The sequence below is a fragment of the Cedecea sp. NFIX57 genome, from assembly GCF_900177785.1.
Taxonomy (GTDB): Bacteria; Pseudomonadota; Gammaproteobacteria; order Enterobacterales; family Enterobacteriaceae; genus Cedecea; species Cedecea neteri_C.
Window position 1 is genome coordinate 79,541 of sequence record NZ_FXAS01000002.1, and the last position, 13,065, is coordinate 92,605.

The window sequence follows — 13,065 nt, forward strand, 5'->3', positions numbered from 1 at the left end:
GTATACTTTTAGTATTAAGCAATGAAAGTTCTGCGTACACTCTCAACTCTTCGGTTTCAAAAGGATTTTTAAGGCATGACAACCTTCTATACCGTGGTGAGCTGGCTGGTCATTCTCGGCTACTGGCTGCTTATCGCCGGCGTTACGCTGCGTATATTGATGAAACGCCGGGCTGTTCCATCGGCCATGGCGTGGCTGTTAATCATCTATATTCTGCCGCTGGTCGGGATTATTGCCTATCTCTCCGTAGGAGAACTGCACCTCGGCAAACGCCGGGCAGAACGCGCTCGCGCCATGTGGCCTTCTACGGCTAAGTGGCTCAAAGACCTGAAAAACTGCAAGCATATCTTTGCCTCAGAAACCAGCGAGGTCGCCAGCTCACTGTTCCAGCTTTGCGAGCGCCGCCAGGGGATTGCCGGCGTGAAGGGTAATCAGCTTCAACTGTTAACCAGTTCAGATGACACGATGCAGGCGCTGATCCGCGATATCCAACTGGCGCGCCATAACATCGAAATGGTGTTCTATATCTGGCAACCCGGCGGCATGGCCGACCAGGTAGCAGAATCCCTGATGGCCGCAGCACGGCGCGGCATTCATTGCCGCTTGATGCTCGACTCCGCAGGCAGCGTCGCCTTCTTCCGCAGCCCGTGGGCCAATATGATGCGTAACGCGGGCATTGAGGTGGTTGAGGCGCTGAAGGTTAACCTGATGCGTGTTTTCCTGCGTCGTATGGACCTGCGCCAGCACCGCAAAATGGTGATGATCGATAACTATATTGCCTATACCGGCAGCATGAATATGGTCGACCCTCGTTTCTTCAAGCAGGATGCGAATGTGGGCCAGTGGGTCGATTTGATGGCGCGTATGGAAGGCCCGGTCGCCACCGCAATGGGCATTGTTTACTCCTGCGACTGGGAGATAGAAACCGGGAAACGGATCCTTCCGCCACCGCCGGATGAGAACATCATGCCGTTCGAAGAGGCCAGCGGACACACGATTCATACTATCGCTTCTGGGCCAGGCTTCCCGGAAGATCTGATTCATCAGGCGCTGCTGACCTCCGTTTATGCCGCGCGTGAATACCTGATCATGACGACCCCGTACTTCGTGCCGAGCGATGATTTGCTTCATGCCATTTGCACCGCAGCCCAGCGCGGTGTGGACGTGAGCATCATCGTGCCGCGTAAAAACGATTCTCTGCTGGTAGGCTGGGCAAGCCGTGCCTTCTTCACTGAACTGCTGGCGGCGGGCGTGAAGATTTACCAGTTTGAAGGAGGACTGCTGCACACCAAGAGCGTGCTGGTCGATGGGCAATTAAGTCTGGTCGGTACGGTTAACCTGGATATGCGCAGCCTGTGGCTCAATTTTGAGATTACGCTGGTCATCGATGATGAAGGGTTTGCCGGGGATTTGGCCGCCGTGCAGGACGACTATATCTCTCGCTCACGGCTGCTGGACGCGCATTTGTGGCTAAAACGCCCGCTCTGGCAGCGAATGGCCGAGCGACTGTTTTACTTCTTTAGTCCGTTGCTGTAAAACGTGGCGCATCAGCACTCGATAAGTGGATGTAGAGATGGAAATGGATCTGAATAACCGCCTGACCGAAGACGAGACTTTAGAACAGGCTTACGATATTTTTCTCGAGCTGGCGGGCGATAATCTCGATCCTGCCGACATTATTCTTTTCAATCTGCAGTTCGAGGAGCGCGGCGGTGCGGAGCTGTTTGATCCGGCTGAAGACTGGCAGGAGCACGTCGATTTCGACCTGAACCCTGACTTCTTCGCAGAAGTGGTTATCGGGCTGGCGGATACCGACGGCGGCGAGCTGAACGATATCTTTGCTCGCGTCCTGCTGTGCCGTGAGAAAGACCACAAGCTTTGCCACATCCTGTGGCGTGAGTAATCTTTCCTGCGCGGCCTTCAGGCCGCGCGGTTACTTCTCATTGGGCGGAAGATGCTCCCCGCAAGTTTTGCAGTAATGCGCATTACTGGCATGATCCTGCTGATGACAGCGTGTACATTCCCTCACTGACCGCCTTCTTTGCAAATCCTGTGACATCTGCGCCGTTAAAATTCCGGTGGGGATGGCTATCACCGAATAACCAATCAGAATCAGCAGCGAGGCAACAAAACGACCCAGTGCAGTGTGCGGCACAATATCGCCATAACCGACGGTTGTCACCGTCACAACGGCCCAGTAGACCGCTACGCCCAGGCTGGTAAAACCGTTGGCCTTCCCTTCTATGCCGTACATCAGCGCCCCCGCCGCGACCATCACGATGGCAATAAACGAGTAGAACAGGATCAGCTGATTGCTGGCGTTGATCAGGCTGCGCCACAGGCTTTTAAGCGCGGGCATATAGCGCAGGAGTTTGAGGATACGCAGCACTCGGATGGCGCGCATTGCTCGCCAGGCAAAATAGTAATGAATGGCAAACTCTGGCCACAGCCACAGGACATAGAGTGGCAGCATGGTCGCCAGATCAATAATGCCCCAGAAGCTAAACACGTAGCGGATGGGCTGCGGCCAGGTGGAGACTCGCAGCAGATATTCACAGCTGAACAGCAGCGTGAAGATGATTTCCAGCCAGATAAACAGCTGCCATTCGCCGTAGGTTAGCCGGGGGTCGCTCCCGACGCTGGACTCGGTAAAAACAACGGCAACGCTGAGCAGCGCCAGCAGGCCGCAAAACGCCTCGAAACGGCGCCCGGAACGGGTGTTTTGATCGAACAGAAAGCGGTAAAGCAACACACGAAGTGATGAAATGTTCCCTGCCACGGTAATCCTCGCAAAAAGAAAGGGCCAGCGCGGTGCTGGCCCCAGGCGAGATTATAGCGGGTCAACCTTCAGACAGGAAACCGCATGGCGGAAACTGCCTTCCAGCACCGGCCGCGTTTTGGCGCATTCCGGGCCGGCTATCGGGCAGCGGGTGCGGAACACGCAGCCAGATGGCGGGTTGATTGGCGACGGCAGCTCCCCTTCCAGCAGCTGGATAGTTTTATTCTTTTCCAGGTCCGGGTCGGGGATCGGCACCGCCGACATCAGCGCTTTGGTATAAGGGTGCAGCGGGTTGTGATAAACCTCATCGTAGGTGCCCAACTCCACCGCATGGCCCAGATACATCACCAGCACGCGATCCGAAATGTGTTTCACGACAGCGAGGTCATGGGCGATAAAGATTAACGACAGCCCCATTTCGCGCTGCAGTTTCTGCAGCAGGTTAACCACCTGCGCCTGAATCGACACGTCCAGCGCCGAGACCGGCTCATCACAGATGATGAGTTTTGGCTCAAGAATCAGCGCGCGCGCGATGCCGATACGCTGGCACTGGCCGCCGGAAAACTCGTGCGGGTAGCGGTTGACCAGGTTTGGCAGCAGGCCGACTTTCATCATCATTGCCTTCACCCGGTCGCGTACTTCCTGCTTTGGCATTTTTGGATGATAGGTCAGCAGCGGCTCGGCGATGATATCGCCGATGTTCATACGCGGGTTCAGCGAAGCCAGCGGATCCTGGAAAATCATCTGAATATCGCTGCGCACGTCACGCCACTCTTCCGGCTTCATGCCCAGCAGATCTTTGCCCAGCCACGCGACGCGGCCATCGGTTGCTTTCACCAGGCCAATGATGGCGCGGGCAAAAGTCGATTTACCACAGCCAGATTCGCCTACCACGCCGAGGGTTTCCCCTTCGTACAGGCGCAGCGTCACGCCATCGACGGCTTTCAGGGTTTTGGAAGGTTGCCAGAACCACTGCTTGCCATCTTTGATGTCAAAATGCACCTTCAGATCGGCGATTTCTAACAGAACTTTTCTCTCTTCTGCAACGGTGCTCATACTAATTCCTCCACCGGTCTAAAGCAGGCACGCAGGCGGCCATCACCAAACTGCTCCAGTGGCGGAGCACTATTACACGCTTCCATCGCAAACTGACAGCGAGGCTGGAACGGGCACCCCTGCGGCAAGCGCAGCAGGTTCGGCGGGTTGCCTGGAATGGTCAGCAGAGATTCACCTTCCGCATCCAGACGCGGTACCGCGTTCAACAGGCCGATGGAGTACGGGTGCACCGGCTTGTAGAACACGTCACGCGCGTTGCCGTATTCCATCGTACGCCCGGCGTACATCACCAGCACTTTGTCGCAGATCCCGGCCACAACGCCCAGGTCGTGGGTGATCATGATGATCGCCGTGTTGAACTCACGCTTCAGCTCGTTCAGCAGCGTCATGATCTGCGCCTGAACGGTCACATCCAACGCAGTAGTCGGTTCGTCAGCAATCAGCAGTTTTGGCCGGCACAGCAGCGCCATGGCAATCATCACGCGCTGGCGCATCCCGCCGGAGAATTCGTGCGGGAACATGCGCATGCGTTTACGCGCTTCCGGCATTTTTACTGCATCCAGCATCCGCACAGACTCTTCAAACGCTTCCGCCTTACCGAGTTTTTTATGCAGCATCAGCACTTCCATCAGCTGATCGCCCACGCGCATGTAGGGGTTCAGCGAGGTCATGGGATCCTGGAAAATCATTGAGATTTGCTCGGCGCGCAGGCGGTTAAGCTGCGACTCCGGCAGGTTCAGGATCTCTTTGCCGTTGAATTTCGCAGAGCCGCCGATACGGCCATTGGCCGCCAGCAGACCCATCAGCGCAAAGGCCGTTTGGGATTTGCCCGAGCCGGACTCGCCGACGATGCCGAGGGTTTCACCGGCACGCAGGCTAAAGTTGAGGTCGTTAACTGCCGTGACGTCACCGTCGGGCGTGCCAAAGGTCACGCGCAGGTCTTTAACGTCCAGCAGAACTTCAGATTTGTTCAGTGGAGCGGCCACCGGAGAGGTTTCAATAGTACTCATGGAGGACTCCTTAACGATCTTTCGGGTCGAGGGCATCACGCAGGCCATCGCCGATAAAGTTAAAACAGAACAGCGTAACCACCAGGAAGCCTGCCGGGAACAGCAGAAGCCACGGTGATACCTCCATGGAGTTTGCGCCGTCGCTTAACAGCGCTCCCCAGCTGCTCAGAGGCTCCTGCGTGCCGAGGCCCAGGAAGCTCAGGAAAGATTCGAACAGGATCATGCTAGGCACCAGCAGCGAGGCGTAAACTACCACCACGCCGAGGACGTTCGGCACGATGTGGCGCAGAACGATGTTGAGGGTAGAAACACCGCCTACGTGTGCCGCTTCGATGAACTCTTTGCGTTTCAGGCTCAGGGTTTGGCCACGCACGATACGCGCCATATCCAGCCAGGACACCATGCCGATAGCCACGAAGATCAGCAGGATGTTTTGCCCGAAGAAGGTCACCAGCAAAATAACGAAGAACATGAACGGGAAGGAGTTCAGGATCTCCAGCAAACGCATCATCACGGAGTCAATTTTTCCGCCGAGATAACCGGCCAGACAGCCGTAAAGCGTTCCGACAATTACCGCCACCAGCGCAGCAGAAATACCGACCATCAGGGAAATACGTCCCCCGATGGCGACTCGCACCAGCAGGTCACGGCCCGACGAATCGGTACCGAAATAGTGACCGGATGCCATGTCAGGGGCCGCCGACATCATGCCCCAGTCGGTATCAAAGTAAGTAAACTGCGACAGAACGGGCGCAAACGCCACGAACAGCGCAATCAGCGCCAGAACAAACAGGCTGGTGATCGCCGCACGGTTATGGATAAAACGGCGACGCGCATCCTGCCACAGGCTACGGCCTTCAACTTCCAGTTTTTCACTGAAGTTTTCCAGCGCCTCGCTGTTTTTCTTAGTCAACATTATGGCCACTCCAGCTTAGTAACGGATTTTCGGGTCGATAACGGCATACAGCACGTCAACGACCGCGTTGAACAGAATCGTCAGCGCACCGACCAGAATGGTCAGGCTGAGAACCAGTGAGTAGTCACGGTTCAGCGCCCCGTTAACAAACAGCTGACCGATACCCGGCAAGCCATAAATTGTTTCAATAACCATAGAGCCCGTGATGATCCCCACAAACGCTGGTCCGAGGTAGGACAGGACCGGCAGCAGCGCAGGTTTCAGAGCATGACGCAGCACAATACGACGCATCGGCAGGCCTTTAGCGCGAGCGGTGCGAATAAAGTTAGAGTGCAGAACTTCAATCATTGAGCCGCGGGTAATACGCGCGATGCTCGCGATGTACGCCAAAGACAGGGCGATCATCGGCAGTATCATGTACTTCGGCGCTCCCCCGTTCCAGCCGCCACCGGGCAGCCATTTCAGGGTGATAGCGAATATCAGTACCAGCAATGGCGCCACCACAAAGCTGGGGATAACCACCCCCGTCATGGCAAAGCCCATTACCGTGTAATCCCATTTGGTGTTTTGATTCAGCGCCGCAACCACGCCCGCCGTCACACCCAGCACAATGGCAAAGATGAAAGCAGCTGCGCCTAATTTTGCGGATACCGGGAAGCTGGACGCCACCAGGTCATTGACCGAATAGTCTTTGTATTTAAATGACGGCCCAAAATCCCCGTGCGCCAGCTGTTTTAAATAGCTGAAGTACTGAGTCGTGATCGGATCGTTAAGGTGATACTTCGCTTCGATGTTTGCCATAACTTCTGGCGGCAGCGTACGTTCGCCGGTAAAAGGACTTCCCGGTGCAAGACGCATCATAAAGAAGGAGATCGTAATAAGAATAAAGAGTGTCGGAATTGCTTCCAGACAACGACGTAGAATAAATTTCAACATTGCCCGTACCTTCTGGCCTGTGCCTTTGCAGTGCGATGTAAATAAGACACGATGGGGCAGAATTTATCCACCGGTCGAAACCGGTGGCTCCTGCCCCACGAATTGCCATTAATGTTTGATAATGTACAAGTCTCTTACGTAGACATTATCCATTGGGTCTTTACCGGTGTAACCACCTACCCATGGCTTAACCAAACGGGCGTTAACGTAGTAGTAAACCGGGACGATGGCTGAGTCTTTATCCAACTGTTGCTCAGCTTTCTCGTACAGCGCGGTACGCTGGGCTTCGTCGGTCACTTTCAGCGTGTCGGCAATGATCTTATCGAACGCCGGGCTCTTATAGTGCGCGGTGTTGTTAGAGCTGTCGGACAGCATGGTGTTCAGGAAGGAAGTCGGTTCGTTGTAGTCCGCACACCAGCCGGCACGCGCCACGTCGAAGGTCCCCTGATGACGGGTATCCAGGAAGGTTTTCCACTCCTGGTTCTCCAGCTTGACGTTCACGCCCAGGTTTTTCTGCCAGATAGATGCCACGGCGATAGCCAGCTTCTTGTGCAGATCGGAGGTGTTGTACAGCAGGTTGAAGGTCAGCGGCTTGTCTTTGGTGTAGCCCGCTTCAGCCAGCAGTTTTCTGGCTTCTTCGTTACGCTTGTCCTGAGACCAGGTGAACCACTCTGGTGGAGTCAGTTTCGCGCCATCGGTATACGGTGGAGTGTAACCATAAGCCGGCAGGTCGCCCTGGTTTTTAACTTTATTCACGATGATGTCGCGATCCAGGCCCAGTTTCAGAGCCGCACGGACGCGAGGATCGGTGAACGGAGCTTTCTGGTTGTTGATCTCGTAGTAATAAGTACACAGGTACGGATCGGCGTGAACTTCAGTTGGGATTTCTTTTTTCAGTTTCTGGAACAGCTCAATCGGCAGGTTGTTATACGTCATGTCGATTTCACCGCTGCGGTAGCGGTTAACGTCTGTTACTTCAGAAGAGATTGGCAGGTAGGTCACCTGGTTAATCACGGTTTTCGCGTTATTCCAGTAGTTGGTGTTACGCACCAGAACGATACGCTCGTTTACCACCCAATCTTTTAATTTGTATGCACCGTTGGTCACGATGTTTGCAGGCTGGGTCCACTTGTCACCAAACTTCTCAACAGTGGCTTTCGGCACTGGAGAAACGGATGGGTGAACCAGCAGTTTGTAGAAGTATGGCACCGGCTCGCTCAGCGTGACTTCCAGAGTGTGGTCATCGATGGCTTTCACGCCCAGATCGCTGGTTGGCTTCTTACCGGCGATGATATCGTCGATATTGGTCAGGTGGCCGTACTGCAGATAGCTTGAATAAGGAGAAGCGGTTTTCGGGTCAGCCAGGCGCTGCCAGCTATAAACAAAGTCCTGCGCGGTGACAGGTTCGCCGTTGGACCATTTAGCGTCTTTACGCAGGTGGAAGGTCCAGACTTTAAAATCTTTGTTGTCCCAAGACTCTGCGACGCCCGGAGATGGGTGGCCCTGCAGATCGCTTACCAGCAGACCTTCAAACAGGTCACGGCTAATATTGGACTCTGGCACACCTTCGATTTTGTGCGGATCAAGAGATTGAGGTTCTGAGCCGTTATTACGGACCAGATCTTGTTTCTCTGCCAATTGCACACCCGCCGGAACATCTGCCGCCATCGCGACATTGCCAGCAATCAGCGCAGTTAAAATGCCCGCTGCTATCAGGCTTTTTTTAGTGATATTTGTCATTGTGTTGGTACTCCACTCATTATAATTACCGACCCGAAAGCCGGCCTCTTCCCCTCAGGGGTCCCTTACAGCGCAGGAGCGTTAAACGTCCGTACGGGATACTGCTTTCCTTACTGCTTCGCTATCACCGACTTTATTTTCGGGCCGCTCGATTTGGCAGCCTCATTACGTCGATTCTTTCTGCCGCCGATTGCGTGGTCGACGGCCATGATTTAGTTGTTCGCAGGACATGATTACGCTGCGAAATCATTCTCATCTACAAAAGAAACATTTTTCAGCGAATTGTTTTGCCCGGAAAGTATCAAAAGCTTCAGATACCCGCCAATACAATTTGCAAATTTGTTAACCATTTCTCTTTTATGGAGAGATTGTGGGGAGTGTCATGCAGAAAGGATGTCTATAAAAACCCAATCATAATCTTGATTATCATGGGGTTAGTATACTATCACTGCATTAGAGAGGAGGTCGGTTTATCGCCTGCTTCATCACTCACAAAAAATTAACAATTGATTATTTTTTAGCACATTCCTCTGCGGGAAGGCATGAATTACTAATATCATCTCAATAAACCCGCAGCAAGCCTGATTGCATAACGGATGCTAAATATCATTTCGATCGCCACTTTTCTGTACAGCTTGTTACAACGTCAACCGCTAATGCACGGTTTTCCAAAGCATTTTCTTATGAAAGATTCGCAATTACTTTTGCGATAATGAGGATAGCGAACAGATGAAATTTTCTTCTACTGAAAGAAAAAAAGCAGAATAGAGATTCTGCTTTTTCATTTGAAGGCGGCAGCGGAATTAACTTGCCAGACCAGGGAAGATGGCTCTGACGCCGGTAACAATAAACTCGATACCCAGAGACATAAGGAGCAAACCCATAATACGGGTGATGACGTTGATTCCAGTTTGCCCCAACATACGTACCAGCCACGGTGCAATACGGAACAGCAGCCAACAGCAAAATGCAAACAGCGCGATGGCAAGGGAGAAGCCCAGAAGGTGGCCCCAGTTATGATAGCGACTTCCCCAGACAATCGTTGAACTGATGGCGCCAGGCCCTGCCATCAACGGCAATGCGAGCGGAACAACCCCCACGCTTTCGCGAATCGCGCTCTCCGACTTCTCTTGCTTGTTCTGTTTATCTTCACCCAACTTGCCGCTGATCATTGACATCGCGATGGTGACAACCAGAATCCCACCGGCAATACGAAATGAATCAATCGAAATACCAAAAACTTGCAGAATACCGTCACCCAAAAAAAGCGAGGTCCAGAGAATAATCGCCACCGAGAGGTTGGCCGTGAGGTTGGTTTTATTTCTTGCTGCGGCACTCTGGTAACTGGTCATACTAATAAATACGGGAATGATCCCTACCGGGTTGACCAGAGCAAACATCCCGATAAAGAACTTAATATAGGTGGGCAGGTCGAAAAAGGATTGAGCCACGCAAAACTCCGCAAATGAACAAAGCAAAAGCAGGCGTAATGTAATGGAAAAACACCCCTGCCGCTACGCTATTTCCTTACTTAATCAGCACCTACAGCAACTTATTTTAGCATTATGGTGAACTGTTACCTGAATGTTGAATTTATGGTAATTTGTTTTGACGTCGCTGTGACTAAATTTTTAAAGATTTATCAATCACCTGGATAGCGCCTGCTGAATGGTGTCAGCATCAATTAGTTGTGATTTAGATCACGAAAAACCTACTCAGAAGTGAGTACTCTTGGACACATCTGGAAAGCAGGTTTCTCCACTAACACAGCTTATTCAGATGAGGCTCTTTTAGTAAATCAGCGCATGAATCCAGGTCATTTTTATGACAGTTTTTTGTCTTAAACACGCATTCTGTGGCTGCTGACTATACTGTCGACTCGCGCAGCTTATTTACTAAAAGAGTTTAACATTATCAGGAGAGCATTATGGCTGTAACTAATGTCGCGGAACTGAACGCCCTCGTAGAGCGCGTAAAGAAAGCCCAGCGTGAATATGCCAACTTTACTCAAGAGCAAGTCGATAAGATTTTCCGTGCTGCCGCCCTGGCCGCTGCCGACGCTCGAATCCCCCTGGCTAAATTAGCCGTCGCTGAATCCGGTATGGGTATCGTCGAAGATAAAGTGATTAAAAACCACTTCGCTTCCGAATATATCTATAACGCTTATAAAGATGAGAAAACCTGCGGTGTGCTGTCTGAAGATCATACCTTCGGTACCATCACTATCGCTGAGCCTATCGGCATCATCTGCGGTATCGTGCCAACGACTAACCCTACTTCTACCGCTATCTTCAAGTCTTTAATTAGCCTGAAAACCCGTAACGCCATTATCTTCTCGCCACACCCACGCGCTAAAGATGCAACCAACAAGGCGGCTGATATCGTGCTGCAGGCTGCCATCGCTGCCGGTGCACCAAAAGATCTGATCGGTTGGATCGACCAGCCGTCTGTAGAACTGTCTAACGCCCTGATGCACCACCCGGATATCAATATGATCCTGGCGACCGGTGGCCCAGGCATGGTTAAAGCAGCATACAGCTCCGGTAAACCTGCTATCGGCGTTGGCGCCGGTAACACCCCGGTTGTGGTTGACGAAACCGCAGACATCAAACGTGCTGTTGCCTCTATCCTGATGTCCAAAACCTTCGATAACGGCGTTATCTGTGCTTCTGAACAGTCCGTCATCGTTGTCGACTCCGCTTATAACGCAGTACGTGAACGCTTCGCGACCCACGGTGGCTACCTGCTGCAGGGTAAAGAGTTGAAAGCCGTTCAGGACATCATCCTGAAGAATGGCGCGCTGAACGCCGCTATCGTAGGTCAGCCGGCCACTAAAATTGCAGAACTGGCAGGCTTCACTGTGCCAGCAGATACTAAAATCCTCATCGGTGAAGTGTCCGTTGTAGACGAGTCAGAACCATTCGCTCACGAAAAACTGTCTCCGACGCTGGCCATGTATCGTGCTAAGAACTTTGAAGACGCTGTGATCAAAGCGGAAAAATTGGTTGAGATGGGCGGTATCGGCCATACCTCTTGCCTTTATACCGACCAGGACAACCAGCCTGCACGCGTTAAGTTCTTCGGTGACAAAATGAAGACCGCACGTATTCTGATTAACACCCCGGCGTCTCAGGGTGGTATCGGTGACCTGTATAACTTCAAACTGGCGCCTTCTCTGACGCTGGGTTGTGGTTCATGGGGCGGTAACTCCATCTCCGAAAACGTGGGTCCTAAGCACCTGATCAACAAGAAAACCGTTGCTAAGCGAGCTGAGAACATGCTGTGGCATAAACTTCCGAAATCTATCTACTTCCGCCGTGGATCTCTGCCAATTGCGCTGGATGAAGTGATTACTGATGGCCACAAACGTGCGCTGATTGTGACCGACCGTTTCCTGTTCAACAACGGCTATGCCGATCAGATCACCTCCGTGCTGAAAGCCGCTGGCGTTGAAACTGAGGTCTTCTTCGAAGTTGAAGCTGACCCTACCCTGACCGTTGTTCGCAAAGGTGCTGAACTGGCGAACTCCTTCAAACCAGACGTGATCATCGCGCTGGGCGGCGGCTCCCCAATGGACGCAGCCAAAATCATGTGGGTGATGTACGAACACCCAGAAACCCACTTCGAAGAACTGGCGTTGCGCTTTATGGATATCCGTAAACGTATCTACAAGTTCCCGAAAATGGGCGTAAAAGCGAAAATGATTGCGGTGACCACGACTTCCGGTACCGGTTCTGAAGTGACACCGTTTGCGGTTGTTACCGACGATGCGACTGGCCAGAAATACCCACTGGCCGACTATGCACTGACCCCGGATATGGCCATTGTTGATGCCAACCTGGTGATGGATATGCCTAAGTCGCTCTGCGCCTTTGGTGGTCTGGATGCGGTGACCCACGCGCTGGAAGCTTACGTTTCCGTCCTGGCAAGCGAATTCTCTGACGGCCAGGCTCTGCAGGCACTCAAACTGCTGAAAGAAAACCTGCCAGCGTCCTATAATGAAGGCTCTAAAAACCCGGTTGCCCGCGAACGCGTTCACAACGCCGCGACCATCGCCGGTATCGCGTTTGCTAACGCCTTCCTGGGCGTGTGTCACTCCATGGCTCACAAACTGGGTTCTCAGTTCCACATTCCTCACGGTCTGGCGAACGCCCTGCTGATCTCCAACGTCATTCGCTATAACGCCAATGACAACCCAACCAAACAGACTGCTTTCAGCCAGTACGACCGTCCACAGGCTCGTCGTCGCTACGCTGAAATTGCAGACCATCTGGGTCTAACCGCAGCGGGCGACCGTACCGCGGCTAAGATCGAGAAACTGCTGGCATGGCTGGAATCCATCAAGGCTGAACTGGGCATTCCTAAGTCCATCCGTGAGGCTGGCGTACAGGAAGCAGACTTCCTGGCACACGTCGACAAACTGTCTGAGGATGCGTTTGATGACCAGTGTACCGGTGCTAACCCGCGCTATCCGCTGATTTCTGAACTGAAACAAATTCTGCTGGATACCTACTACGGCCGTGAGTTCGTAGAAGGCGTAGCGACGAAAGAAGCCGCACCTGCAGCAAAAGCTGACAAAAAAGCGAAGAAGACCGCTTAAACATTAGCACTTAAAACACAAAACCCGC

At 52.8% G+C, this 13,065-nt stretch carries 10 protein-coding genes; 3 read left to right on the top strand and 7 right to left on the bottom strand.

What is annotated here, in order from left to right; all coding sequences use genetic code 11:
* Positions 1-75: 75 nt before the first annotated feature.
* Both cls and B9Y90_RS01760 read left to right on the top strand, forming a co-directional pair.
* Positions 76-1,536: a cardiolipin synthase gene (gene cls / locus B9Y90_RS01755; protein ID WP_039294147.1), complete on the top strand. Its 1,461-nt coding sequence runs from the start codon at positions 76-78 to the stop codon at positions 1,534-1,536.
* Between the two features lie 37 nt (positions 1,537-1,573).
* On the top strand, positions 1,574-1,903 hold the full coding sequence (locus tag B9Y90_RS01760) for an HI1450 family dsDNA-mimic protein (RefSeq protein WP_008454257.1): 330 nt from the start codon (positions 1,574-1,576) through the stop codon (positions 1,901-1,903).
* A gap of 30 nt (positions 1,904-1,933) precedes the next feature.
* Here the strand turns inward: B9Y90_RS01760 and B9Y90_RS01765 are convergent, their stop codons facing one another.
* From B9Y90_RS01765 to B9Y90_RS01795, 7 genes are all read right to left on the bottom strand, one after another.
* Positions 1,934-2,779 carry an ion transporter gene (locus tag B9Y90_RS01765; protein ID WP_085540029.1) on the bottom strand — a complete coding sequence of 282 codons (846 nt, stop codon included), beginning with the start codon at positions 2,777-2,779 and terminating at the stop codon, positions 1,934-1,936.
* 51 nt (positions 2,780-2,830) lie between these two features.
* Positions 2,831-3,835, bottom strand: a complete 1,005-nt coding sequence (oppF, locus tag B9Y90_RS01770; protein ID WP_039294149.1) for a murein tripeptide/oligopeptide ABC transporter ATP binding protein OppF — start codon at positions 3,833-3,835, stop codon at positions 2,831-2,833.
* Entirely contained in the window at positions 3,832-4,845 is a 1,014-nt protein-coding gene (locus tag B9Y90_RS01775; RefSeq protein WP_039294150.1) for an ABC transporter ATP-binding protein, read from the bottom strand. The genes oppF and B9Y90_RS01775 overlap by 4 nt, the downstream gene beginning before the upstream one ends.
* 10 nt (positions 4,846-4,855) lie before the next feature.
* Complete coding sequence (gene oppC, locus B9Y90_RS01780) at positions 4,856-5,764, bottom strand: oligopeptide ABC transporter permease OppC (protein ID WP_085540125.1); 909 nt, start codon at positions 5,762-5,764, stop codon at positions 4,856-4,858.
* A 12-nt stretch (positions 5,765-5,776) separates the two neighbouring features.
* On the bottom strand, positions 5,777-6,697 hold the full coding sequence (gene oppB, locus B9Y90_RS01785) for an oligopeptide ABC transporter permease OppB (RefSeq protein WP_008454251.1): 921 nt from the start codon (positions 6,695-6,697) through the stop codon (positions 5,777-5,779).
* Positions 6,698-6,805: 108 nt separating this feature from the next.
* The gene (gene oppA, locus B9Y90_RS01790) at positions 6,806-8,437 is read right to left on the bottom strand and encodes an oligopeptide ABC transporter substrate-binding protein OppA (protein ID WP_039303723.1); all 1,632 of its coding nucleotides are present in this window, start codon (positions 8,435-8,437) and stop codon (positions 6,806-6,808) included.
* Between the two features lie 803 nt (positions 8,438-9,240).
* Positions 9,241-9,888 (bottom strand): YchE family NAAT transporter, encoded by a 648-nt coding sequence (locus tag B9Y90_RS01795; protein ID WP_039294151.1) that lies wholly within the window; start codon positions 9,886-9,888, stop codon positions 9,241-9,243.
* Between the two features lie 476 nt (positions 9,889-10,364).
* Between B9Y90_RS01795 and adhE the strand changes: the two genes are divergently transcribed.
* Positions 10,365-13,037: a bifunctional acetaldehyde-CoA/alcohol dehydrogenase gene (gene adhE, locus B9Y90_RS01800; protein WP_039294153.1), complete on the top strand. Its 2,673-nt coding sequence runs from the start codon at positions 10,365-10,367 to the stop codon at positions 13,035-13,037.
* The last annotated feature ends 28 nt before the right edge of the window (positions 13,038-13,065 follow it).

Coding starts and splice junctions, on each gene's coding strand:
- cls (WP_039294147.1), top strand. CDS start 76: ATGACAACCTTCTATACCGTGGTGAGCTGGCTGGTCATTCTCGGCTAC.
- B9Y90_RS01760 (WP_008454257.1), top strand. CDS start 1,574: ATGGAAATGGATCTGAATAACCGCCTGACCGAAGACGAGACTTTAGAA.
- oppF (WP_039294149.1), bottom strand. CDS start 3,835: ATGAGCACCGTTGCAGAAGAGAGAAAAGTTCTGTTAGAAATCGCCGAT.
- B9Y90_RS01775 (WP_039294150.1), bottom strand. CDS start 4,845: ATGAGTACTATTGAAACCTCTCCGGTGGCCGCTCCACTGAACAAATCT.
- oppB (WP_008454251.1), bottom strand. CDS start 6,697: ATGTTGAAATTTATTCTACGTCGTTGTCTGGAAGCAATTCCGACACTC.
- oppA (WP_039303723.1), bottom strand. CDS start 8,437: ATGACAAATATCACTAAAAAAAGCCTGATAGCAGCGGGCATTTTAACT.
- adhE (WP_039294153.1), top strand. CDS start 10,365: ATGGCTGTAACTAATGTCGCGGAACTGAACGCCCTCGTAGAGCGCGTA.